A 26,133-nucleotide genomic window follows, 5' to 3' on the forward strand; every position below is an offset into this window, starting at 1 on the left:
ACAAGAAACACCCCACCTTCTCGATGCAAACCTTATATGGTGGCAACCAGCACAATTTCAATAACTTAACCAAAATTAATCATTCGCTATATCAACCTCATCAACAGTAAAATAAAAAATGTTTCCAATAGCATCTGGTTTTATCTAAATTAGACTTGATATTTTTGTACTGATTTAAGATTAGAATTATTTTTACTTTCAAAAAAATTCCTATCAAATTAATCTGAAATTTTATTACCTATAATAAGAACTTTAGTCTATTTACATTATTACTTATTCTGATATTTTATTGATCTATATCACTCAATTACAAATTCAAACTGCCATCCAAGTATATTCATCTGATCATAAAATATTTGTTCAATTTCATTTTCAAAAAATTGAAATAATATTCAAGGAATTACTGTCTAATAACCTAATTTCAAATTTATTTGAAAAATATAATAGGATAATAAATAAATAGAAAAAACATCCTCTTGTTAAGAAATATAAAATATAGTTTATAAAAATATAGTTAATTTTATTAAAATTTTATTTTCAAAACGTAATTTTGACTATATAATAACAATATGTCTGACAAACTGGGACTTTTTAGGATAATTCTGAAATGACTAAGGTAAACCCGTATCATAATATTAACTTTTACACTAATGATTACGAATAAAAACCCTATTCAGAAATTACCCCAATTTTCTCCATTTTCTGTATGTCGAAAAAGTAAAAGTGTTAGTTTGTTAGATATTTTATTTTTACTTTATTGTTTTAAGGAGACCGTATAACAACATTAATCATTTTTTAAATTTACTTTATTTTGTTATATTAGTAAAATAGTTAAATTTCAGTTTAAAAGGGTTAATGCTTCTGCCATGTTAATCCTTTTTTTTTAACCTTATTAATTGCATCATGTTCAATGATAATACCCAAATATTCTATTTTATAACCATTTTCTAACAATTCGATTTGATAAATGAATAAACGGACGTTCAATCCAGTTATAACTGTAAAAGCTTACAATTAAGACAAGTATTAATTCTACAGCAATCTGCAAGAAAGGATGGGTAGCGTTAGAAAAAAATCGTAACTGATAAAATGTGATAAAAATATAAAGGATAGGACAATGCCACAAATAAATGGAATATGACATATCACCTAGTTTTTTAAACAAATTCGCAACTTGAATATGATTGCTTATTTCAAGACCTATACATCCATATAAAATCAGAGCTGGTGATAATCCATTATAAAATAAATTGGCCCATTCATTAAAATGTAATCCATATAATTTCTTATAAGTTAATATAAAACCTGTACCACCGATCAATATACCTAAACACAAAGCAATATACTTATCCATTACAGTATGTTTTTTTATTTTAAAAAAGATATAAGCAACGCATAACCCGAAAAAAAAGTTGAAAATCTGATTATCTCCGAGAAAAAATGGAACATGATGAATCCAATGTTCCACATAAGCATATAAAATGACCAAATGTAAAATTGCCCAGATTATAAAAAAAGGAAGCAATGATTTTCTGGGAAACAAACAAATAAAACAGAACATTACAAGATAAAAATACTGTTCGAAGGGCAATGTCCATGCAGCATTCTGTAATGGCATATCAGTAGTTAAAAGGAAAAAATGTGAAATATTTTCTATTTTATGCAAACCAGCTGTTTTAATACCATTGCAGTGAAAAAGGATAATAATGAAAATCATGGTAACCCAAAATAACGGATAAATCCGGAAAATTCTTTTTATTAAAAATTTCAATCCTTCCTTAAATGATGCTTTTTCATGGTTTTCAAGAACGTTCAACGCAATGACAAAACCACTTATAACAAAAAATAGATCCACCCCATATCGCACGAAAGGTCCAGAAAACGTATATATCGTTGCGAATATGGGTTTAACTTCTATTTTAATCGATAAAAAATGCGCCCAACAAACTGATAAAGCGGCAAACCCTCTTAACATTTGAAGGGTATAAAATTTCCTTGGCAATAATACGGCTCCAAAATATAAATTATTTATAAGGAAATAAATAATTTGACCGTAATGATCAACTATTCTGATTATGTGCTAGAAATTTTATAATCAACTTTTCTTTTGAAGCGACTCAATATGTTCGGGAAAGATTGTTTCCCATCCTCCACCAAGTGCTTTATACAGTTGTACTAAATTGGTTGAAATACGTGTTGTACTTTTTACCAAATCATCCTGAGATTGCAATAGTCGACGTTCTGCATCCAGAACATTGATAAAAGTTTGCAACCCCTCACGATATTGTTCCTGTGCCAAAAAAACAGATTGCTGGTTTGAATTGACAGTTTCCCTTAATTTATCATTTCTTAACTGTTCGGCTTGATAAGCAGACAGAGCGTTATCAACCTCCTGCCAAGCACGCAAAACAGTTTTACGATAAGCAAGAGCCGCTTCTTTCTGCTGCGCCTTTTTTAATTGTAATTGACCCTTTAATTTCCCCCCTTCAAAAATGGGAATTGATATTGTCGGTCCAACATTCCATGCTCGTGCTGACCAAAATCCCAAATCCTTGATCGATAAAGATTGAAAGCCCATTTTTGCATCCACGGTTACTTTTGGATAAAAATCCCCTTCTGCCACACCAACCTCTGCGGTTGCAACATGTAAGGCGGCTTCAGCCTCTCTTACATCTGGACGACGTTGCAGCAATTCAGAGGGCAAACCAACAGGAATCTGCGGGGGAACTGGAGGAATTGGTTTTTGTTGTGACAAAATTTGATCCAAGGCGCGGGGTGGTTCCCCCATTAATAATGCAAGGGCATTCATATAATTAATGACCTGCTCTTCCAATTGTGGGATCTGTGCATTTGTCTGTTCCAGTTGAGCACGGGCATCGTGAACATCCAGTTCTGTTACCAATCCCCCCGTATAACGTTTTTGAGCTAGATCAAGTGAATCCTGAGCAATTTTCGCATTTTTTCGAACAATATCCAGTTGTGTCTGCAATCCACGTAGAGTTATATAATCATTGGCAACTTCAGCCAACTGGAGGGTTAAAATATCTCGTCGCTCCTCTTCGGAAACTTGCCATAAAGCTTTACCAGCCTCGTACTGACGACGAACACGTCCCCAAATATCAGCTTCCCAACTTGAATCCAGAGCATCAGCCCATTCATTAAAAGTGGGAATATCAATATCCTTGGGGTCAACGATTTTACCTAACTCAGGTTTCTGATTCTCGACACGGTTAATAATTCGACGTGCCATTTTACTACTATGTTGTGCTCGGCTGTAACTGCCCATTGCATTCAAGGTGGGAAAGCGTGCCGATCCTGTTATGATTAACTGGGCACGACTGGCAATCATTCGCTGTGTAGCCATTTGAATATCAAGGTTATTTGCGATAGTGCGACGTACCAGATCAGATAATATCGGATCATGAAAACATTCCCACCAATTCGGATCCAGTTTATTCATACTGATTTGACTTGTAACATTACCGTGGATTAAATTATGGTTTGGATACCATTTTGAAGGGTACCAAGGTGTCTGTTTTTTAAAATCAGGTCCAACCGCACAACTGGTCAATGCAATACTCAAAAAGGAAAGGGATAAAAAATAAAAGCTATATTTCATAGTTACAACCTGATATCCTATTTTAATATACAGCATTAAACGGGCGTTTTCATTTCGAACCATGATGGTTCTTTAATACTATTTAAGATACGCTTTGATGAATTTACATAGAAGACAAAAATAATATTAATCGAACTGAATTTTAGATTTGATGTAAATATTTCATCTAACTTTTGAACAATTTATCCTTGATTTGCAAGCCATATAAAAAATATGCAAAAAGATAATTTTTTTTGTTGCATCATTTTGAATGAAAAGCTACTAAATAAAGCAAATCGAAGCTGCTGTAGCTCAGTGGTAGAGCACTCCCTTGGTAAGGGAGAGGTCGCGAGTTCAATCCTCGCCAGCAGCACCATTTCTGATTATGTATGACAATTTAATATATCACATCTAATCTCGTTAAATTATTAAAAAAATTTTTACAAGATCGTTCTGTTTTTTCATTCCCAACAAAATATATTTTCATATTCAATGACTCTGATCACTTCAACAATAATCATACCATCAGTCTGATCATAATAAAATTACAATCAAATCACAAAATACCAACTTAAAAACAAAATTAAAAATAAGTTGTTAAGAATTATTCGATTTTAAGGATTTTGAATTTTAACAACCATCTGTAGATTTAAACCAAATTTTAAAGATGGTAGCGACGGGCGGATTTGAACCACCGACCAAGGGATTATGATTCCCCTGCTCTACCACTGAGCTACGCCGCCTTATCAATCATTGAAAGACGAGTTTAATTACCCTTATTTAAATGACAAAGTCAAGTATTTTTCACTCATCTTCTATAATATTTTAACTATTTTCTTCCGAAAGCTTTTTTTTTCCTGCTGACAGCGCTCTAGGAGGCCTTCCTCTACGGGGCACACGAACCGGTGCAGGCTGTTCAGCCTCTATCTCCTGAACAACATGAGTTTCATTTGCAGTTTCATCAATCTTAATTTCGACAGCCTCGGTTGTTTCCGATTCATCCTCTATCATTTTTGCAGGCTCTGTATTATTTGCCGTTTCCTGAAAATTATTGGGACGATGTCTTTGTTGATTAGACTGGTTAATCATATTAACAATACGAGAATAATGTTCTGCATACTGAAAAAAACTTTCAGCATTGACCCGATCCCCTGAACTTATGGCATCCCGTCCCTGTTGAAGATATTTTTCATGTAATTGTTGAGCAGTTCCACGAATACGTCCATTAGGACCGTTACTTTCAAACACATGATTTCGATTAAAAGAAACCTGTCCGTTTTGATGCCGTGCCCCCCCGTTATTGCCTGACCGGTAATAACGACCTCGCATACGTTTTGTATTCATAAGTTATTGTTATACTTTCCTATTAGTAAATATGAAACTAAGGTTACATTTTGATTGGTTGATAGATAATGATTAATATGAAACAAGTAAACTAAATGAAATAAATAAATTGCAATTTAATACTATAATTTATACAGCTATTAATCATTATATTGAGTTAGTAGCTTCTCTTACTATAATTAAAATAAAATTATATGATAAGCTTTTACAATTTTATATTAGAAAAAACAAGGGCTCTTGTATAACCATTTAAATCCTGTTGTTTTTGCACAACATGCAGCCCTACATCCCTTCCAATCTCTGTAACATGCTCTTCCTGTTCAATTCCTAGTTCTAAAATCAAAACTCCCTGTTCCGTTAATAAATCCGCGGCTTGATAACAGATTAAACGATATGCATCAAGGCCGTCCCTTCCTCCATCCAAAGCTGACATGGGTTCATAATTTTTGACCTCTGGCATTAAATTTAATAATTCATGTTCACGAATGTAAGGTGGATTGGATAAAATAATATCAAATTCCCCCTTTAAGGCATTACCCCAATAACCTGTATAAAATATAGATCGGTCCGCCAATTTGCATTTTTCCGCATTTTTCCTCGCCAATCTAACAGCCTGTTCTTTATAATCGACCCCAATTCCAAAACTTTTCGTATATTCAGACAAGGCGGCAAGCAACAGGCAACCTGTGCCGGTTCCCAGATCCAGAAAATTATAACGAGTTTGGCGTTTCGGAAACAATTTCAACAAAACCTCGATCAAAGTCTCGCTATCAGCGCGAGGAATTAAAGTGGCTTCTGACACTTCCAAATTTAACGACCAGAATCCTTTTTCCCTCACAATATAAGCGAAAGGTTCATGCTGACTTCGTCTATAAAAATATGAACGAATTAGGACAGGATCGATCAATTCTGTTTTATCCATCAAGAATAATTCGGTTCTGCTTTTTTTTAACGCCGCAGCTATTAATAACATTGCCTCTCGTCGCGGTGCTTCAATTCCTGCCTTTTGAAAAAGCATCTCGCCTTCCTGAATTAATGAAGCCAACGGTATTTGTACACTATTATCCATGTAATCCAGTAAAAATCAATTTATCCAAATATAAAAACAACTAATGCTTTTAAACGATAATATAACTAAAGCATTAGACAGAAATAAAAGGCAAAACCAGAATTTTTTTCCTAGGTATTCTCTTCAGAAGCCAATAGTCGGGATTGTTCTTCCTGGATTAAATAATCGATAATTTCATCAAATTCCCCCAACATAACACGATCAATCTTATGCAACGTCAAATTTACCCGATGATCAGTAACACGTCCTTGTGGAAAGTTATATGTACGAATACGTTCAGAACGATCTCCTGTTCCCACCTGAGAACGACGGTCTGCCGCACGATTTTCATGAGCGGCCAACCGTTGTTGTTCATATAAACGTGCACGCAGGATCTTCATGGCTTTCGCCTTATTTTTATGCTGACTTTTTTCCTCCTGCATCGCCACGACCACACCTGTCGGAATATGAGTGATCCGCACCGCACTTTCCGTTTTGTTAACATGCTGTCCACCAGCCCCAGAAGCACGATAGACATCAATCCGCAGATCACTTTCATCAATTGTGACATCCACTTCCTCTGCCTCAGGCAGTACTGCAACGGTTACTGTTGAAGTATGAACACGCCCCTGACTTTCGGTAGCTGGAACACGTTGCACGCGATGAACACCCGATTCATATTTCAAACGTGCAAAAACTCCCGTGCCCGTGATTGAAGCAATCCCTTCTTTAAGACCGCCCAATCCAGTATCACCATATTCCAGAATTTCAAAGCGCCAGCCTCGAGATTCCGCGTAACGTTGATAAGCAGAGAAAAGTTCTGCCGCAAACAGACCCGCTTCATCACCCCCAGCCGCTGGACGTAGCTCTAAAATTGCACTTCGTTCATCAGCCTTGTCCTTTGGTAACATTGCCAAACGAATCTTATGTCTTATTTCCGGAAGTTTTTCATGCAACCCCTGTAACTCGGCCTGCGCCAAATCTTTCATTTCAGGATCATCAAGCATTTCCTGAACAGCCTGATAATCCTTTTCTGCCGTCCTTAAAGATTCAATCAAGGCTACAAGCGGATTCAATTCAGCATATTCACGTGAAGCCTCAATAAATTCATCCCCGGATATCTCAGTGGATAACAAGTGTTGTAATTCTTCTGACCGAGCTATAATTTTATCCAGACGATTATTAAAACTTGCAGAAAATTCTTCAGAAGACATAAATTATTTCGCCAATTTCAAAATAAGCTGAGAAACCAAATCATGCAAGGTAACCTCGACTTGTTCACCAGAATTCAAATCTTTCAACTGAACAACTTGTTTGGTCGCCTCATCCTCACCAATAAGCAATGCAATAGACGCTTTCCTTTTATTAGCCCACTCCATTTGTTTACGGAAATTTCCTTTATAGGTCATTTCAGCGGCAATTTTATGCGTTCTCAATAGCTGTAAAACCGTAAATGCCATTTCATGAACCGCATCAGAAAATACAATGATTGCTACAGATTTAGGTTGGACGGGTATCGAATTCAATAAAAGAGCCAATCTTTCAACCCCAGCCGCCCATCCAATAGCAGGAACAGAAGGTCCCCCCATTTCTGCAACCAGCCCCTCATATCGTCCACCCGCCAGAACGGTACCCTGTGATCCAAGCTTTGTCGTTACAAATTCAAAAACCGTATGACTATAATAATCCAATCCACGAACAATATAATGATTTTCTCTAAATGGAATTTTAAACTGATCCAGTGCTTTTCGTAACCTATCCCAGAATTCCAGTGCTGTTGTAGTCATATAATCTTTCATTAACGGAGCATGATCCAATAACACTCTATCCTGTGCCGCCTTACTGTCCAAAATACGCAAGGGATTTTTCTCCAACCGATTTTGACTATCTTCTGATAATTCAGATTTAACAGTTTTGAAATAGGCAATTAAAGCTTCTCGCCATGCTTGACGGCTGGCCAGATCCCCCAACGTGTTCAATTCAAGAACAACATTATCTGAAATACCCAGGGCATTAAGAATATGCTGCCCCATTGCAATCATTTCCGCATCTGCAAAAGGGGTTGCCGTACCCAGCAATTCTGCACCAATCTGATGAAACTGCCGATAACGACCTTTTTGAGGACGCTCATAACGAAACATTGGGCCGGCATAAAAAACCTTTTGAGGAAGGGTTTGGGTCAAAGCATTTGTAACCAAGGCACGGCAAATTCCAGCTGTTCCTTCGGGACGCAGGGTGAGAAAATCCCCACCACGATCCTGGAATGTATACATTTCCTTGGAAACAATATCCGACGTATCCCCTAAAGAGCGCGCAAAAACACCCGTTTCTTCAAAAACCGGTGTTATCCATTCTTCAAACCCATATAATGAAGTAATATTTTTTGCGGTTTGCATGACATATTGATGATTTTTTGCCTCGTCACCAATCAAATCATGGGTTCCACGAACGGGTTTAACCACACTCACTTTAAACTATCCTATGTTTGAAATTATATTTTAAAATTAATTCTTTTCTTTTTTTTGAGCAGTTTTTTCCGCTTCAATCTGTGCGGCTTTTTGTTCAACCAATTGCACAATATGGTTAATCATTTCTTCAGCAGGAATCGTATGATCCTGCTTTCCGCCAACATAGACCATATGACGTCCTGATCCACCCCCGGTAACACCCACATCCGTCATGGTGGCTTCACCTGGACCATTAACAACGCAACCAATGACAGAAAGCGTAATTGGCGTTTCAATATGAGCCAAACGTTCTTCCAATGTTGCAACCGTTGGAATGACCTTAAAACCTTGACGCGCACAGGAAGGACAGGAAACAACCCTTACCCCCCGATGACGCAAACCAAGCGTTTTCAGTATATCCCAGCCTACAACGACTTCCTCTTCAGGTTCAGCCGACAAGGAAACGCGCATTGTATCCCCAATACCTGCCCATAAAAGTGAACCTAATCCAATGGAGGATTTTACAGTCCCCGCTCTTTTCCCGCCCGCTTCAGTAATACCGATATGCAATGGATAGTCACAAGCTTCAGATAATAAACGATAAGCTTCAACCGCCAAAAAAACATCTGAAGCTTTAACACTAATTTTGAATTCGCGAAAATCATTATCTTCTAGGATTTTCGCGTGCTCCATCGCACTTTCCAATAAAGCCTCAGGATTAGGCTCTCCGTATTTTTCCAAAAGATGTTTTTCAAGAGAACCCGCATTAACCCCGATACGAATTGAACAGTTATAATCTTTTGCCGCCTTAATTACATCCCGAACACGATCCGCATTACCAATATTTCCTGGATTAATCCTTAAACAAGCAGCGCCTGCCTGTGCAGCTTCAATCGCCCTCTTATAATGAAAATGAATATCCGCAACAATTGGAACTTCCACATTACGGACAATCTCTTTCAGCGCCCTGGTACTATCCTCATCAGGACAGGAAACCCGAACAATATCAACCCCCACCTTTTCAGCTTTTTTAATTTGTGCAACCGTTGCCTGTGCATCACTGGTCAGCGTATTTGTCATTGTTTGAACACTAATCGGTGCATCCCCGCCAACAGGAACAGACCCCACATTAATTTGTCGACTTTTGCGACGAATAATTTGCTGATATGGGCGTAAACTCATTAATTTTTCTCCAAGTTAATTATGGTAATACCTTTAACCTTAAAAGAAACAATCTTAAAAGATCAATTTTACACCATCTTCTTTTAACTAACCAACCCCATTAAAATATGCAATATATAACCGCTTAAACATAAAATATTTGTCCTAACGGTTATCAGATCCTTCAGTCTTTTCCTGATCATTATTTAAATTCAAGCCATTCTCATTGACCATTTTCTTCTTATTTTTTGCAGACATTGCATCCGAATTATTATCTACAGGTTCTGTAACAATCTTTTCCAATAACTCAGGCGTTATAACAAAATGCCGTAAAACCTTTCCCCTTTCACCCAAAGGCCTTGACTGCTTCCCATTATTTTCAATAATGACAGCCCCGGCATTGCCAATGGTCATAACAACCCTTGCATGATCTGATGGAACAGTCCAGCTTTCACCTTTTTGTAATGTTTTTTGCAATAAAATACGACCCTGTTGATCCTGAACTTTTAACCAACTGGCTCCGGATGTCCTGATAATGATATTGTTATCAACTTTTTCTGTTGTCTCATTATCTTTGCTTTCAATATTTTTTACCGAAGCAGGATATTGTTGATCAACCTTACCTGATGAGTCAAATGCTTTACTGGTTTGAATAGAAGAGGGTTCCTGTGGTTTCTGTTGATTGTCTATAGATGAATTTTGTGGAGACAACTTATTTTCTTGTAAAGAATTGTTTTTATCACCCTGCGAATAATTTGCCGGTTCCGAAGCCGGTTCATTTGTTTTTTGAGACTGGGCTACCTGTGATTCAAGTTTATGGATAGCATTGGAAACATTTTGATCCGGTTTTGCATTATTTACGTTTTGAGAGGGCATAACAGATGCAATCTGTGGTGAAATTTTTTCCTGCGCCTGATCTTTACCATTTTTATCCATAATGGATGGAATAGTTTCGGCAGGAACCTTTCGATGATCAGTCATTTTGTACCAGCCAACATATCCCCCGACAATAATCAGTAAACCTGCAAAAATAATTACAGCGGCAGGAACTCCAGATTGAGGGACAGGAGCAGGAAACAGTAATTTCTGTTTATATTCTGTTCCCTGATGCTCAAAACGAAAGCGCTTGATTACCTCGTCAACATTCAGTCCCAGAAACTCTGCATAAGAACGCAAAAAACCGGATGCATAGGCTATACCGGGCAACTGATCGATCTGCCCACCCTCCAGAGCCTTTAAAAAAACCAACCGGATTCTCAGCCTCTGAGAAATATCCTCCAAACTCAAGTGCAATTCTTCTCTTCTTGAACGAAGCATTTCGCCAATAGATTGTTTATTCGCATATTGTTCAGGTCCATTACTCATCTGCTTAAAACCCATTATATAGAATGTTCACATATCTGATATACGTTGTTGTCGTCTTACCAAGGCTTCAATTGCCTGTTGCATAAGTGTATGAAAGATATCGGCAACAGGTAAAATTTCCTTTACCATTCCCACGGATTGACCAGCCATAACCGAGCCATATTCCACATCACCTTCCTTTACCGCACGACGCAAAGCCCCCGCCCAAAAATGTTCAATGTCCAGTTGGGCATCCTCTTTACTTAATTCACCATTACGATATTTTTGAATTACGGCGGCTTGATGCTTCATGAACGCTTTTGTCCCTGGATTGGAAAGACCACGCACGGGAATAACTGGAAAACTATCATCCAATTGTACTGAAGCGACTGCATCCCGTGCCGAAGCGTGAATAAACGCTTTTTTAAACCTCTCGTGGGCTTGACTTTCTACCGCTGCAGCAAACATCGTGCCCAACTGTGCGCCAGAGGCACCCAATTCAAGAAATGAAACAATGGCATCGCCACGACCCAGTCCACCTGCAACAAAAACAGGTATTTCACGGATAACAGGTAAAATTTCTTGAGCAAGTACAGTCAAAGAAACAGGACCTATATGTCCCCCTGCTTCTGCCCCTTCTATCACCAGTGCATCAACACCCATTTTAAGCAAGCGTTTTGCCAAAATCAAGGCTGGAGCAAACGCAATAACCCTAGCTCCCCCATCCTTGATTTGCCTGATTGCTGTACTCGAAGGAATACCCCCTGCCAACACAATATAATGAACCTTTAGACGCAGACAGACATCAATCAATTCAGACAATTTGGGATGCATCGTAATCAGATTTACCCCAAAAGGCTTTTTTGTCAGTGCCTGAGTGGCCTCGATTTCGACAGCTAGCATTTCGGGTTCCATTGCTCCACATGCAATCACGCCAAAACCCCCGGCATTGGAAATGGCTGAAACCAGATGATGCTCACTGACCCAGGACATAGCTCCGCCAAGAATGGCAACCTCACTTCCCAAAAAATCAGTGCCACGTTTCCACAGACGCTTCAATTCCCTTTTTGCTTGATCATATGAAACTAAATCCATATTCATTTTATCAGTCATTCATTTGATCCAATCCATAAGCTGTATGTAAAGCACGTACAGCCAATTCCACATACTCCGCAGCAACAATGACAGAAACCTTAATTTCACTTGTGGAAATCACTTGAACATTTATAGAACGTTCCGCCAATGTTTTAAACATAATATTTGCGACACCAGTATGAGAACGCATCCCAATTCCAACCACACTGATTTTTACAACATCCTCATCGGTCAGTAATTGTGAGAATTTAATTGTATCTTTTGCCTGTTCCAAAAGCTGTTGAACCTGTAACAAATCCGTTTTAGGCACTGTAAATGTCATATCTGTGGTTTGATTTGTCCCGCTACTCTGCACGATCATATCAACATTGATATTGGCCTCTGCCAAGGGCCTGAAAATAGAAGATGCCACTCCAGGAAAGTCGGGAATACCTTTTACAACCACCTTTGCTTCATTCAAGGAATAAGCGATTCCTGTTACTTGTTCTTTTTCCACAATTTCATCCTCACTAACAACTAAAGAACCTGGCAAAGCCCCCTCCTTTGACGGGTCATGATCTTCAAAACTTGAAAGAACCTGAACACGCACCTGTTCCTTCATGGCCAATTCTACACTTCTGGTTTGCAAGACCTTTGCACCGACAGAGGCTAATTCCAACATCTCTTCATATGCGATTGCCTTTATTCGTTTTGCCTTTTTTACTATTCTGGGATCAGTTGTGTAAATTCCATCTACATCCGTGTAAATATCACATCTTGTAGCATTCAAGCTTGCAGCCAACGCAACCGCCGAAGTATCGGATCCACCCCGTCCCAAAGTTGATATACGCTTATTTTCATCTATTCCCTGAAATCCGGCAATAACAGGCACAACTCCAGCCTGCATGCATTCTATCAGGGCTGCTGATTCAATCTGTTTAATTCTGGCCCTACCATGCGCATCATCTGTAATTATGGGAATTTGCCAACCTGACCATGAACGTGCTTTAATCCCCATTGTTTGCAAAGCAATAGCCAAAAGCCCGCTGGTTACCTGTTCACCTGTCGCTACAATTGAATCATATTCGCAAGGATCATATAAGGGATTGAGGGTTTGACAATATTCAACCAGCTGGTTTGTGACCCCTGACATAGCTGACACAACCACGGCTACTTCACATCCTGCGCCAACTTGTTTTTTGACTGTTTGAGCGACCTTACGAATCCTGTCCAAATCAGCAACCGATGTCCCACCAAACTTCATTACGATCCGGGGAATATCACAAGACATAAAAAATAAACTCCACAACTATTATTTTCAGCATTTAAATATGATATAATGAAGCATAAATCTCATTTTTCTAATATCATTCAATAATTAACTCAATTATCATTTATAAGCAAATAATTGACTTTTCTATTACTTTTCTTCCACCGAGGGTGAAATAAATGCCTATCGATACTACAGATAATGCCAATAAGCAAAATAATTCAATTATCACGAATGAAATTGATCATTTTAATCAGCTCGCAGATCAGTGGTGGGATCGAAAAGGGCCCATGAGCTCCCTTCATGACATGAATGATCTTCGTATTGAATGGATCAACCGCAACTTGAGACATAATAACCAATATTATAAATCCGGCAATATTCTGGATATCGGATGTGGAGCCGGTTTGGCCAGTGAAGCCCTGGCAAATATGGGATACAATGTGTTGGGAATAGATGCCGGAGAAAAAGTTATCAAAGCCGCACAATATCATCTAGATACAACACCCTTGCTCCCTAATGGCGGCTCATTAACCTATAAGGTGGGGAGCATTGAGGAACTTGTTCACGAAAATCAACATTTTTCTGTCATTACGGCCCTAGAGCTACTTGAGCACGTTAATGATCCTCAGAACTTTATCCATAATATCTCCCAGTTGTTACAAACCAATGGTATGATTTTTGTATCAACAATCAACCGTACGTTACCAGCCTTTCTATTTGCCAAGGTGGCAGCTGAATATATTACACGCAAGTTGCCTGTCGGTACACATAACTGGAGACAATTCATCACACCTTCTGAATTGGGCAAAATGGCACATTCTGCCGGATTACGCATAAAATCTATTGCCGGAATGACTTTCTATCCAAATGGATGGAAACTGACCCAGAATGTAAAAATCAATTATATTGCCTGCTTAACAAACTCATAATTTGTTAACTACAAAATAAATTAAAAAAAGCTTTTAGAAAAAACTAGAAGCTTTTTCTCTCACTCCACCATTATTGGATTGACTTAATCATATCCCTAAAAGAATTTTGCCCGTTGCCCTTACATCCAACTGTTATTAAACCTTACTTGCCTTTTTCATTTACTGGTTTCTGACGACAACCTGGAATGGACAAAATGGTTTTGATAACATGCTGATGAGAAATTGCCTTGGTGCATTCGAACTGTCGGGAAGTGTTGCTATGTTTCGGACAATATAGGAAATTATTATGATCAAATAAATATCGAATATCATTCCAACATCCATTACAAACATGCGTATTGAACACACGATAAGGCGTATTGAATTCAGTTAATGGATTGGTAAATCCTGAAATAACAACAACTGGAATGCCAGCACCCCATGCAAGCCAGGCAAGGCCAGAAGATAATCCGACAAAAAATTCGGCATGTTTCAACCAGCGTACTCTTTCCGTCAAAGGACGCGGACCTGTTTGATCTTCCGCACCGTTTGGAATATGATTCCAAACAAGATCCTTTCCGAAAACCCTGTCCCTATCAATACAAATTACACGATATCCAAGGCTTTTCAAAAAATCAATAACATAATGCCATCCAAAAGGATTGTTCCAGTATTTACATTGTGTCGAGGCCTGTGTAGCAATGACTACATAAGGTTCTGGAATAGGTCTTGTATCTTCACTTGCAACCAAACGAGGGGGAACCTCTTCAGGATCCACACCCAAAATATATCCTGCCGTTCGATGTAATCCTACCAACCTGAAATCACGAGGTTGCCAATTATTTTGTTCATCCTCAAAAAACAGGCCTATATAATATCCTGCATAAAATTTGTTTTCAATTTTCTGTTGAGCATAAACAGAAGCGTCAACAAATCTGATTTCCGGATAGGCTTTTTCAAACAAATCAATAAGGTTTTTTCCCAAAGCCAATGTCAGTTTACAGTCATGTTTCTTTCTAAATTTTTCTGCATAGGGCACCCAACCCAGTGAATCCCCCAAGGATCCGACCGGAAAGGCAATTAAAACTTCCTTGCCCCGAGCATTATATTCATGAACAAGAACCTCTTCTTGCTTTCCATCCTTATGAATCTTTGAAACAATGATTTTTCCATTCATATAATGATGTTTGGCAGTGGTTGCATATCCCTGATCCTGGCAGGTTTGATCCAGCAAGACAACCTCTGTATCAAGATCCATTAAACAAACGCGCCATCCCTCCCCTGCAGCTGGTTTTGGAACATATACGCGTATTCCAAAATTAAAATCGTATAAAATACCCATGGGTCCTTTTTGGGTAGGCTTAGGAGAAGCCTGTATAAATTGATTTACCAGATTTTTGGTGCTATTTGCCGGCTTTTGTTCTGTTTGATTGTTCACCTTTTCACCACCAATCATAGGTGAAAATCGTTTATCCAATGCTTGAATGGCGTCTTGGACCTGCCTGTTTTGTGATAAATTATTTATTTTGTTAATTAATTCACTTTCCTGAGTCTGCTTGTTTTCCAGAGAACTTGATAAATTGTCTTCACCTTTAACTTTTAATTTAACTCTTTCAAATCCTTCTACTCTCACCTTATCATTCTGGGTCAAGATAGTTCCCTTTCAATGTAGAATTAAAATTATTTTTATAATTCAGAATTACAAATTTGCTTTGCTAATAAATGACATAAATCCGTATATGTTTGACATGCGGTCATAAAATCAGACGGGTCAATCTCAACGTGAAATTTTTCTTCAAATTTATAACGTAAGTCTAACAAAAGTTCATAATTAACCTCTTTGTTCAACAATTTGTTGCGTGTTAATTGCTTTACATTCCCCTTCCAATCTTTCGTTACATTTCCAATCCATTCTTCTACTTGATTATATGCCTCTTTAAAAGACAAAAATGCTGTAATGATCGGAACCTGATATCGAAATTCCTTAATGACAGGAAGTTTCTTCTCGCAAAAAGCCTCTCGCGTACGCGCAATCTGAATTTTGCCACTGGGTGTTTTTAAGACACCTCCCGGACGTGTCAATACAATTGTCCGAGGCCAAATCATATAAAGCTTGGTTACCTTTTCATAAATATATCCGGCAATTTCTTCATATGACTTGACGGGATTTCGTATGGTTTCCGCAAGAATGGTTATTGATGTTGGATCCTTTAAATTTTCAAGGAAGAAGGTTGTTCCATTAATTCGGATATCAGGACAGGAATTTTCCAATGTGCCACTAATATCACCAGGATCATATTTCTTGTTGCCTAATGTTATGACGTTGCTGATCCTTCCAGCAAAGTACAATTCATTTTCATAAATGAACCCCAGATCACCGGTCCGCAAATAAAATTCCTTGGAACCAGATAATTTCGCATGAAATACATCCTTTGTTTCTTCTGGACGATTGAAATATCCTCTCGCAACACTGGGTCCAGAAACGCAAATTTCTCCGACCCGTCCATCTCGTAGAATTTGGTCGTTTTCCGGATTCACAATAACAATCTTTTGATCCTCCAAAGAATAACCACATGAAACCAAAATGCGTTGATCATTAACATCAGAAGCCTGCCTAACGAAACCTGTCATCAGGGCTTTTCGTGAAAAATTCCTGATTTTAGGGGAAACATTTGCCTTGCTGTTGGTAACGGTTAACGTTGCCTCGGCAAGACCATATCCAAAAATGAAATGCCTGGCCCTGAACCCTGCCGAGGAAAATCTCTTGCAAAATTTTTCTATTGTTTCAGCCTGAGAATTATCTGCCCCATTCACTGCTATTTGCCATGACGATAGATCTAATTTCCTGATCTCATTTTCCGTGGTTTCCCTTAAACAAAGATTATAGGCAAATGTTGGTCCGCCAGAAACCTGTATTTTATATCTGGTAATCGCCTGTAACCATCTTACCGGTTTTTCAATAAAATATTTTGGAGGCAACAGAAAAATTTTTCGTCCCAAACCTACTGGAACAATAATCCCTCCGATTAACCCCATATCATGGGCGAAAGGTAACCAACTCAATCCGTTGCATTCACTTTCAAGAATTTTTTCACTTGCTGGCTGATGCCGCACATTATACATCAAGTTACGATGCGTAATCAAAATCCCTTTCGTATTCCGTGTCGTCCCTGAACTGTACTGAATTAGAGCAACATCCTTATTATCACCCTTTTTAACTAATTTATCCCTGACATTTAATAAAACCTCCAGGGGAATCCAGACAGGATTACAATCCAGTTTTCGAAAATAATCCTTATATTCGATCAGTAAATGACGTGGACCAATAACAAAATCTGGTTGCGCATCATTTAAAACCGTTGCAAATCGTTCATCACTGCGAATAACATCAACATGAATTCCTGAAACAGGGATCATATTGGCATATATACAGCCAAAAAATGCCAAAACATAATTCAAATCATTTTCACATAAGATCAAAACCCTGTTTTTTTCCTTACCAAAATGATGCAGTCCTGCCGCAATAACCGAAGCCTGATGATCAAGTTGAATGGCCGTCAGAGTGTCAACAGGATCACATTGGTCATTCAACAGCGTATAAATAACCATTGAGGGTGATGAACATGCACGATGCCGCACCATATCAACAAGGGTATCGTTTCGCCAATCAACAACGTTATGTTGCTTACAAGTTCGGTCTTCCGTCTGGTCTTTCGGGATAATCAAAACCATCTTTTCTTTACCAATACCATCACTCGTATCTACACGTTCAAATTTTTACTTGAATTATTCTCAGACATTTTCCAGTGTTAAAATTTCATTACTTTCAAAAGGAACTTTTAACTTTCTAAGCAATACCCGTCCAACATCCTGAAGATTTTCCTCTTTCATAAGCTGTAGCAACGAAATTTCACATCCCAACTGATTACTGATCGCAATCTGCAGTTCCACTCCAATCAAAGAATCAATTCCGAGCTCGGTTAACCGAGTGTTTCCATCAATTGTATCTGCTGGCAATTGCAACGTTTTTTCCAAAATATGAATTAAATTCTCGATGACAAAAGGTAAACGTCCCTCTAAAGGCAAGGTATTTAACTGTTTCATAACTTCAGTCTGTTCACCTGTTGAAACCCCTAATGCGGTCAAAGGCTGAAAACGACCATAAGTTCGCGTAACAGGAAACGCGCTGAACCATTTTGACCAATCAATATCAAGGACGGCCAAAAAGGGTTTGTGAAGTTTCCATAATAATGGCATTACATCGAGTGCCTTTTTGACAGGTAGAGGATTCACTCCAAAATTCTGAAATGTTTTGACAACATGACTATCCTTTTTCAGCATATTGCCACCATCAATAGCGCCCCACTCAATAGATAAAGCAGGCAAACCAATCCTTTGACGATATTGCGCCAAAGCATCCAGAAAGGCATTTGCGGAAATATAGGCTGCCTGACCGATATTGCCAAACAAATGAGTCGCAGATGAAAATAAAACAAAATGATCCAACGCAATATCCCTGGTCAGCTCATGCAGATACCAGGCACCCTGCGCCTTGGGTAACATAACTTTTGCAACCCGTTCCCTATCAAGATTTTCAACCACTCCATCATCAATAATTGCAGCACAATGAAATATTCCCTTTAGGGGATATGGCAACTGTTGCACTTTTCCAATTGTTTGTTGTAGGGCATGAAGATCCGTGAAGTCGCACTGCATTTGATACAAACTGATTTCATTCTCTTGTAAGATGCTTAGAATTTTCTGAATTGATGAATCATTTTTCTTAAGTGAGCGCCCTATCAAGACAAGATGTTTGGCTCCTTTTTCAGCCAGCCATTGCACCAATTCAAGCCCCATACCGCCATAAGCGCCTGTCACCAGATAAAGCGCATTGGCTTCAATCGAGGCAACTTCTTTTTGAAGAGGATTAACCATTACATCTTTTGTATCGGTAAAATTGACTACAATTTTACCGATATGCTGGGCAGAAGCTAATGTTCTGAACGCTTCAACCGCTTTTGCAGCAGGATAGACCTTACAGGGTGGCAGAATAATTTTGTCATTCATTATATCCCGCACAATTTTTGTCACAATATCCAGAACTTTTTCTGGACAAACAGCTCCCATCCGATCCAAATCCATAGAAAAGAAATTAATATTTTTATTGAATGCCTTCATTGGCATCCAACGTTCTTCGGCAATATCTTTCTTTCCCACCTCACAAAAACTGCCGAATGGGGCAAGCAGTTCCAAACTGTGATGTAATGCTTCTCCTGATAGGGAATTCAGGATAACGTCCACTCCCCTTCCACAAGTTACCTGTTTAACCCCATCGACAAATTCAAGATTACGCGAATTCCAAACCTGTTCACATCCCAAATCCCGCAAATACTGACGTTTTTTCTCATTTCCAGCCGTTGCAAAAATTCTGGCTCCCCGCATTTTTGCAATTTGAATTGCGGCCAGTCCCAAACCTCCTGCCGCAGCATGAATAAGAACTATTTGACCCTGTTGTAAATTCGCCAAATTGATCAGTGTATGATAAGCTGTAGAGAACACTATGGGCACAGTAGCCGCTTCTGCATCAGGGATTTTATGTTGATCATATTCCTTGATTTTATCAATTTCATCAGAGGTCAACTGATATCGTTTTGATTCCCTTAACAAGGAATGCGTGGAATAATGGACCGCGTAAATATCCTTCAATGCCAGGGTAACATGTGAAGTTAAACATCCCTTAAACGTAATGACAAGGCGATCTCCAACATAAAAGCCAGCCTCCTCCGCCCCTTTACCAACGGCGACAACCTTTGCAGAGGCCTCCATTCCCAGTCCATCACCGTGAAATGTATCCTTCATGACAGAACGCGGTAACAGGCCCATAACTTTCAATACATCTTTAAAATTCAAAGAAGCATCAATAATTTCAAGTTCTACATGACCTGGAGGCGGTGGTTGACGCACAAATGCATCATAACGGATTTTATCCAAAATACCCGGAAAACCAGAAACAAGCCGAAATCCAATTTTTTGAGAATCAAATTGTTCATAAGGAACACATTGCACTTCCTCACGCCTTGTCATTGGTGTTAGACGGGATAGGTAGCGATCCTGACCACGCAAGACAACATCATCCTCCATCTCCTCATCCAGGATTTCGGCTGCAAGGATAGCTGAATCTGTCTTAAGATCCGCATCAATATCAATCAATTTTAATTTCAGTTCAGGACGTTCAAAGGAAAAAGCCCTCGCAAATCCTCTTAATGATGATTGATCCAAATTAATTGATTTATTATTTTCATGAATTTGTTCTGATCCATTAGTAATTATCACGAAACGAAAATTCTCTGAAATTTTCTTTTCTTCAATTACCGGTAATCCATGTGACAGCACCAGAGCTTCTTGTACCAGAGACAATCCAATTCTATCTTCAAATTCGTTGTTTCTGGTATAAAAATAAACAACCGCACGACATTGATGAATATTAACAAAAGAAAAAAAATCCTGATAATCTTTTACCTGACCTTCCCGAATATGAAATAGGTCTTCAGTCTCTTTTCCAAACTGCTGACCAATCTTTCCAACAAGAACGGTTATCCCCTGCATCTCAAGTTCTTTTTTCAGGAGTTCCAAAAATTGATCACTATCTGTCAATATCGCAATCTTGGCAATTTCTCCTAGAAGAGATAAAGGTTTTGATTTTTGCCATTCACGATGATAAAGCAATCCCATCTGTCTGGCCTCTTTCTGCTTTTGACTGGCTATTTCTTTAACAGTCAACCCCTTGATAGAAGCAATCAATTCTCCCTTTTCAGTATAAAGATCAATATCACCAGTGAATAAGTCTTCATCTCTTACCGGATTATTGGCATAAGCATATAGCTTGCCCTCATGTCGACCATAATACATAACCCGCTCAATAGCGACAGGAAGGAAAGTGGTATCTTTTACTTGCTGTTTTGCACACAAAATTCCAAACAGTTGAAAAGCCCCATCCAACAAGGTTGGATGAATACAATAATCCTTGATACTATTCTGTTCAGTATCAGCAATTTCAAGATAGGCCAATACGGCATCAGAATTATGATATAATCTCTTAATTGTTTGGAAAGTCCGGCCATATTCCAGTCCATGCTCACATAATTTCTGGTAAAAGAACTCAATCTGAATATCTTCAGACATTTTCTCTTTTAATATCTGGAGATCAATTACCTTATCTTCCGACCATGGCATAGTACGTCGCAGAGCAACCGTTGCATATAATTCCCATTCATGCGAATCATTTTTGACTCGCCCAAAAGCAAGTAATCGCCCTGTTAAATCATCAAGGCACCAAGTCATATACGGATAAAAATGCTGGTCAATAATCATTGCCTTTTTTAATTGCAGATCCTCGATAATGGCAGGCTCCTGCATTTCTTTAGGTGCATCAATTGCCAGTTGAGCATGAACTGCCAACGCGGCCTCAACATACGCCGCCCCGGGCAAGACAATCATCCCTTCAACCTTATGGTCGGGCAACCATGGCATAAAATTGATATTCATCTCGGACAACCAGCCCCGTGATGCGGCCCAATCAACATTGCCTAGAACTGGATTTACGCGTTCCGCCAACCGTGTCGCTTTAGAATGTTTACTCTCAAAAAGGTAACTTTCTCGTGCCCAACGATAAAAAGGTAAATCGATCCGTTTTCCACCCGTGATTTTTCCCCAGTCAAGATCAAGACCTATTGCGGAAAGATTGGCAAGCGTTTTTATAATGGCTTTTTCTTCAGGTTCAGAACGGTGCAAACTATAAGTAACAGCAATCGAACTGTTTAATGTTGCAGCGCATTCTTTGATAGAAGAAGATAAAACTGGATGAGGACCTATTTCCAAAAATAGATTGTGTCCATCATGAATAAGAGAGGATACCGCCTCGGCAAACAAAACTGTTTGACGTAAATTACGATACCAATAATTCTCATCATGAAAGAAGGTATCATCACAAATACGCCCCGTAACCGTCGAATACAAGGGGGTTACAGGCATTTGTGGACAAATATCTTGCACTGATGCCTCAAATTCTTCCCGGATCTGATCCATGATGGGATTATGATAGGCAAGTTCCACCCTAAGAAAACGATTGAATTCTGAATGCCTATCAAGTTCAAGTGCAATTTTTTCTAGATTTTCTTTTGATCCAGATAGAGTAAAAGAACGCGTACTGTTAATCGCTGCGACCGTAACATCTCCGGCATATTTTTCGATTAAATTGACCGCCGATGAAGGTGGCAGACCGACGGCCAGCATTGCCCCCTGACCAGAAAATTTTTGTTGCAATCGACTACGATGGTAAATGACGGTAATGGCATCCTTCAAACTTAAAGCACCTGAAATATAGGCGGCAGCAATTTCACCAACACTGTGTCCTACAATCGCAGATGGTTCAATTCCATAAATTTTCAGGGCTGTCGCTATACAAACTTGAATTACAAAAATGGCGGGTTGAGCCACCGCCGTTTCATGAATACGAGATTCAGTTTCCATTTTCTGCATCTCTTCAAGAATTGACCAACCTGACAATTTCTTAAAATAAGAATCACATTTCTCAGCGATTGTTATACATTCAGCAGGCCCCCTCGATAAGAGCCACTTTCCCATTCCCCACCATTGTGGACCCATGCCAGAAAAAACAAAAACAGGCCTGCTTTGTGTTTTAACCTGCTGATTACCAATTATTACATCCGAATTTACCTTATCCTGTATAAAATCCTGAAGGTTTTGAATAAATTCATCTTTGTTTTTTGCAACAACAACCAGATGTTTCTGAAAAAATGAACGATGCTTTCCCACTGAATAACAGATATCCGCAAGGGATATATCGGTTCCCTGCTCGAAATACTCACAATAACTTTGTGCCATCAATTTTAAAGACGGCAATTGTTTCGTTGATAACGATAAAATATACCGATTTGAAGGTAAACAAGCAGTTTTACTACAGATACCTGATGATTGTTCATTTTGACGAGGAGCCCGTAAAATAACATTTGCGTTTGATCCACCATAACCAAAGGAATTAACCGCAACATATAAATCATCTGACAAGGATTTTAATGAAACAACTTTATCCTGAATCAGGCGTAAATTCATCTCAGCAAAAGGGATATTAGGATTTGGCTCTTTTAAATTTGCCTGTGGTGGCACGGCTCTATGCTTGACACACAAACAAGCCTTAATCAATCCGGCCACACCTGCCGCCGCTTCTAAATGCCCGATATTTGCCTTTACAGATCCTATGATAACAGGTTGTCCGTTCGGTCGGCTTTTGCCAATTGTATTGGAGATTGCCTGAGCTTCTAAAGGATCTCCCACAGGTGTCCCTGTTCCATGCGCCTCAACATAAACGATATCTTCCAATTGTACATTGGCCTGTTGAGCAACTTGATGAATTAGTTTTTCCTGTGCACGCGCATTTGGAACAGTTAATCCTTCATTATGTCCATCCTGGTTAATTCCAACCCCGCTAATGACTGCATGAATTTTATCTCCATCACGCACAGCATCTTTCAGCCGTTTAAGAACAACAATACCACAACCCTCTCCCCTGCCATATCCGTCAGCAGAAGCATCAAAGCTTTTACTTTTTCCATCTTCGGCCATGAAATTGGCCTTGGCGACAATAGCACCGGATTGATCCGTGATCATCAAATTAACGCCGCCGGCCAAGGCCATATCACTATCGCCATTTCTCAGACTTTGACATGCCAGATGAATTGCGGTTAAAGAAGATGAACAGGCTGTATCAAGAACAAGCGAGGGACCACAAAAATCAAAAAAATAAGAAAGTCTGGCAGAAAGCATAGTAATCGGCAAAGTTGTAGGAAGAAAATTTCTTTCTATATCCCCTTCTTTCGCTTCGCTAACAGAATGTTTTGTTAACCAGTCCGTCGCAAAAACACCTATAAATACGCCCACTTTTTGTCCAGCATAGGATGATGGAACAAGACCTCCCTCTTCTAGCGCCTCCCACGCGACTTCAAGTAATATTCTTTGTTGTGGATCACATTGTACAGCCTCTTTAGGAGACATACCAAAGAACAAGGGATCAAATTCAACTATAGGCTGTGTCAGAAAACTGGCATTTAGAAAAAAGCTTTTGGCAATAACTGAATTATCCTGATCATAGGCCGTCCGCCAGTTCCAACGATCAGGCAAAATACGGCTAACCGTTTCTTTTTTCTGACAAATAGCCTCCCAAAAACTTGAAAGATTGAAAATATCTCCTGGGAATCTACAGCCTATACCAACGATTGCAATTTCTTCGTTACTATATTTGTTTATTAGTCTTCCCATAAAATAACACTTTCTTTTTTCTATAATTATTTATTATATTTTCTCATTAATAAAATATTCTATCTCGAATTTTTATTAAATGGTTTCAATATATTGCATTGCCAGCTTTTTTAGATGATTGCGCAACACATGTCCCTCTTCATCCCTCGGAATGGAATTAACCCATAAGACACTTACATCGGGCAGGTTATAAAATTCTTTTTCCAACATCCTGGCAATTTGATCAATATCAAAATTATCTCCGCGAACAATAGCTAACCAGGGTTGCTGAATTCCATCGTTATCAGGCATGGAAAACAGAGCCGCATCTTTTATACCTTCTATACTGCAAATGACTGCGTCAATTTTATTAGCGTAAAATTTATCACCTCCAAAATTGTAAAGTTCATCCACACGACCAATCAGCCTTAAAAGACCTTCCTCATTCAATATTCCTAAATCGCCGGGATAGAACCAACCTTTTTTAAACTGTTTATGAGTATCCTGAACATTTTGGAAAAAATTCTGTACGATATTTGGACTTTTAATTCGGATATTACCTATCTCACCATATGCTAGCGGATGGTCTTGATCATCAACAACCTGCACATCAATCCATGGCATGATCCACCCCGCAGTGTCATCATGGTTGATTTGATCAATATTGATCGAAGCGATAACCCCTGCCTCACTTGTCGCATAGGTAACATTCAGATTTTTTGTCAAACGTTGCTGAACAAAATGACGTAAACCATTAGGAAAATTACCAGCAACGACAATTAATCTTAAATGATCCTGTCTGGGTATATCTTCTGGCAAATTTTCTGCAATCAATTGAAGCTGTGCAGGCGAAATAACCATCAAATCAGGTGACAACATGGCAATAGCGGCAAAATACTGCTCGCGATCAGCCATAATAATTGTCCCGCCGATTGACCAGATGCTTAGATAGCATAAAAATCCATGAAAACTGCCAAAAGCTAATGTGGGTAGCAATGTTGGATATCTCGGAATTTCCGACATAAGAGACCAGCTGATTTTTTCCTGAGTAATCATCCTTATGACAGATGATTCAATCATTGAGGCTGTATAATCGATTCTATGCCGCATGAAAGACGTTCCAGCCGCAATTGAAACACGTACAATACGATCCGGTTCATAGAGCGTATAAATGGGATCAGATTTGAAACGCTTCATGGCCTGATCATACCAATTCAAATCAAGCACGTGTATTTTAGCTGCCGTATCAATATCAAAAAGCGTATCGCTAATAATTGCATCAGGCTGCAATATAGCAATCTCCTTTTCAGCAATCTCGCTATTACTGGACACTGATGCTGAAGCGACACCAATTCGGCTTAGCGCCATTAAAAGCATCCAGTGAATATGTACTTGCTTATAATTAACAGCCACAATTTTGGAACTATTATCAATAACTTCCAATAAAGCATGTGCAAGCCGATTTATGTCTCTATTCATTGCCGCAAAAGTAATTGAGCCTTCGAATGAACGGATAGCAATTTTATCCGGTGCAACTTTTGCAACATAATCTATGAAGCGATCAAACACGTCTGTTTTTCCCTTAAATAAAAGCTTCCCTTTTAGCTATAATAAAAGGAAAG

General features: G+C 38.8%; 15 protein-coding genes and 2 tRNA genes. 2 read left to right on the forward strand and 15 right to left on the reverse strand.

The genetic code is table 11. The features are described 5' to 3' along the window. Positions 1-934: 934 nt before the first annotated feature. Positions 935-2,002, reverse strand: coding sequence for an acyltransferase (locus tag H3R28_RS08085; RefSeq protein WP_198210615.1), 1,068 nt, complete (start codon positions 2,000-2,002; stop codon positions 935-937). 93 nt (positions 2,003-2,095) lie between these two features. Next, entirely contained in the window at positions 2,096-3,682 is a 1,587-nt protein-coding gene (locus H3R28_RS08090) for an efflux transporter outer membrane subunit (protein ID WP_232351279.1), read from the reverse strand. A 217-nt stretch (positions 3,683-3,899) separates the two neighbouring features. Between H3R28_RS08090 and H3R28_RS08095 the strand changes: the two genes are divergently transcribed. Then, a tRNA-Thr gene (locus H3R28_RS08095) sits at positions 3,900-3,974 on the forward strand. Positions 3,975-4,266: 292 nt separating this feature from the next. Here H3R28_RS08095 and H3R28_RS08100 read toward each other — a convergent pair. From H3R28_RS08100 to H3R28_RS08140, 9 genes are all read right to left on the reverse strand, one after another. After that, positions 4,267-4,341: transfer RNA gene (locus tag H3R28_RS08100), tRNA-Met, on the reverse strand. An 82-nt stretch (positions 4,342-4,423) separates the two neighbouring features. Beyond that, positions 4,424-4,942 carry a DUF4167 domain-containing protein gene (locus tag H3R28_RS08105; RefSeq protein WP_198210616.1) on the reverse strand — a complete coding sequence of 173 codons (519 nt, stop codon included), beginning with the start codon at positions 4,940-4,942 and terminating at the stop codon, positions 4,424-4,426. A 205-nt stretch (positions 4,943-5,147) separates the two neighbouring features. Continuing rightward, entirely contained in the window at positions 5,148-6,011 is an 864-nt protein-coding gene (prmC, locus tag H3R28_RS08110) for a peptide chain release factor N(5)-glutamine methyltransferase (RefSeq protein ID WP_155564890.1), read from the reverse strand. 110 nt (positions 6,012-6,121) lie between these two features. Beyond that, the gene (gene prfA / locus H3R28_RS08115) at positions 6,122-7,204 is read right to left on the reverse strand and encodes a peptide chain release factor 1 (RefSeq protein WP_198210617.1); all 1,083 of its coding nucleotides are present in this window, start codon (positions 7,202-7,204) and stop codon (positions 6,122-6,124) included. 3 nt (positions 7,205-7,207) lie between these two features. Beyond that, the gene (hisS, locus tag H3R28_RS08120; protein WP_198210618.1) at positions 7,208-8,458 is read right to left on the reverse strand and encodes a histidine--tRNA ligase; all 1,251 of its coding nucleotides are present in this window, start codon (positions 8,456-8,458) and stop codon (positions 7,208-7,210) included. 36 nt (positions 8,459-8,494) lie between these two features. Next, on the reverse strand, positions 8,495-9,619 hold the full coding sequence (gene ispG, locus H3R28_RS08125; RefSeq protein ID WP_110439535.1) for a flavodoxin-dependent (E)-4-hydroxy-3-methylbut-2-enyl-diphosphate synthase: 1,125 nt from the start codon (positions 9,617-9,619) through the stop codon (positions 8,495-8,497). Positions 9,620-9,763: 144 nt separating this feature from the next. Then, positions 9,764-10,963: a helix-turn-helix domain-containing protein gene (locus tag H3R28_RS08130; protein WP_198210619.1), complete on the reverse strand. Its 1,200-nt coding sequence runs from the start codon at positions 10,961-10,963 to the stop codon at positions 9,764-9,766. Positions 10,964-10,990: 27 nt separating this feature from the next. Then, positions 10,991-12,055 carry a nitronate monooxygenase family protein gene (locus H3R28_RS08135; protein WP_110439533.1) on the reverse strand — a complete coding sequence of 355 codons (1,065 nt, stop codon included), beginning with the start codon at positions 12,053-12,055 and terminating at the stop codon, positions 10,991-10,993. Further along, positions 12,048-13,307, reverse strand: a complete 1,260-nt coding sequence (locus H3R28_RS08140; protein WP_198210620.1) for an aspartate kinase — start codon at positions 13,305-13,307, stop codon at positions 12,048-12,050. The genes H3R28_RS08135 and H3R28_RS08140 overlap by 8 nt, the downstream gene beginning before the upstream one ends. Positions 13,308-13,465: 158 nt before the next feature. Here H3R28_RS08140 and ubiG point away from each other — a divergent pair, with 158 nt between their 5' ends. Next, complete coding sequence (gene ubiG, locus H3R28_RS08145; protein ID WP_198210621.1) at positions 13,466-14,218, forward strand: bifunctional 2-polyprenyl-6-hydroxyphenol methylase/3-demethylubiquinol 3-O-methyltransferase UbiG; 753 nt, start codon at positions 13,466-13,468, stop codon at positions 14,216-14,218. Between the two features lie 142 nt (positions 14,219-14,360). Here ubiG and H3R28_RS08150 read toward each other — a convergent pair whose 3' ends face one another. The 4 genes from H3R28_RS08150 to H3R28_RS08930 all read right to left on the reverse strand — a co-directional run bounded on the left by H3R28_RS08150 (position 14,361) and on the right by H3R28_RS08930 (position 26,080). Further along, positions 14,361-15,653 carry an autotransporter strand-loop-strand O-heptosyltransferase gene (locus H3R28_RS08150; protein WP_370552842.1) on the reverse strand — a complete coding sequence of 431 codons (1,293 nt, stop codon included), beginning with the start codon at positions 15,651-15,653 and terminating at the stop codon, positions 14,361-14,363. A gap of 230 nt (positions 15,654-15,883) precedes the next feature. Then, positions 15,884-17,929: an AMP-binding protein gene (locus H3R28_RS08155; RefSeq protein ID WP_198210623.1), complete on the reverse strand. Its 2,046-nt coding sequence runs from the start codon at positions 17,927-17,929 to the stop codon at positions 15,884-15,886. Between the two features lie 60 nt (positions 17,930-17,989). Beyond that, positions 17,990-24,532: a type I polyketide synthase gene (locus H3R28_RS08160; protein ID WP_198210624.1), complete on the reverse strand. Its 6,543-nt coding sequence runs from the start codon at positions 24,530-24,532 to the stop codon at positions 17,990-17,992. Between the two features lie 75 nt (positions 24,533-24,607). Further along, positions 24,608-26,080, reverse strand: coding sequence for a class I adenylate-forming enzyme family protein (locus H3R28_RS08930; RefSeq protein ID WP_198210625.1), 1,473 nt, complete (start codon positions 26,078-26,080; stop codon positions 24,608-24,610). Positions 26,081-26,133: the final 53 nt, after the last annotated feature.

Source organism: Commensalibacter sp. M0268, assembly GCF_016101925.1.
Classification (GTDB): domain Bacteria; phylum Pseudomonadota; class Alphaproteobacteria; order Acetobacterales; family Acetobacteraceae; genus Commensalibacter; species Commensalibacter melissae.

Bases quoted from the DNA above. Each gene is read 5' to 3' on its own strand.
- H3R28_RS08090 (WP_232351279.1), bottom strand. From the start codon at position 3,682: ATGGTTCGAAATGAAAACGCCCGTTTAATGCTGTATATTAAAATAGGA.
- H3R28_RS08105 (WP_198210616.1), bottom strand. From the start codon at position 4,942: ATGAATACAAAACGTATGCGAGGTCGTTATTACCGGTCAGGCAATAAC.
- prmC (WP_155564890.1), bottom strand. From the start codon at position 6,011: ATGGATAATAGTGTACAAATACCGTTGGCTTCATTAATTCAGGAAGGC.
- prfA (WP_198210617.1), bottom strand. From the start codon at position 7,204: ATGTCTTCTGAAGAATTTTCTGCAAGTTTTAATAATCGTCTGGATAAA.
- ispG (WP_110439535.1), bottom strand. From the start codon at position 9,619: ATGAGTTTACGCCCATATCAGCAAATTATTCGTCGCAAAAGTCGACAA.
- H3R28_RS08130 (WP_198210619.1), bottom strand. From the start codon at position 10,963: ATGAGTAATGGACCTGAACAATATGCGAATAAACAATCTATTGGCGAA.
- H3R28_RS08135 (WP_110439533.1), bottom strand. From the start codon at position 12,055: ATGACTGATAAAATGAATATGGATTTAGTTTCATATGATCAAGCAAAA.
- H3R28_RS08140 (WP_198210620.1), bottom strand. From the start codon at position 13,307: ATGTCTTGTGATATTCCCCGGATCGTAATGAAGTTTGGTGGGACATCG.
- ubiG (WP_198210621.1), top strand. From the start codon at position 13,466: ATGCCTATCGATACTACAGATAATGCCAATAAGCAAAATAATTCAATT.
- H3R28_RS08150 (WP_370552842.1), bottom strand. From the start codon at position 15,653: ATGATTGGTGGTGAAAAGGTGAACAATCAAACAGAACAAAAGCCGGCA.
- H3R28_RS08155 (WP_198210623.1), bottom strand. From the start codon at position 17,929: ATGGTTTTGATTATCCCGAAAGACCAGACGGAAGACCGAACTTGTAAG.
- H3R28_RS08160 (WP_198210624.1), bottom strand. From the start codon at position 24,532: ATGGGAAGACTAATAAACAAATATAGTAACGAAGAAATTGCAATCGTT.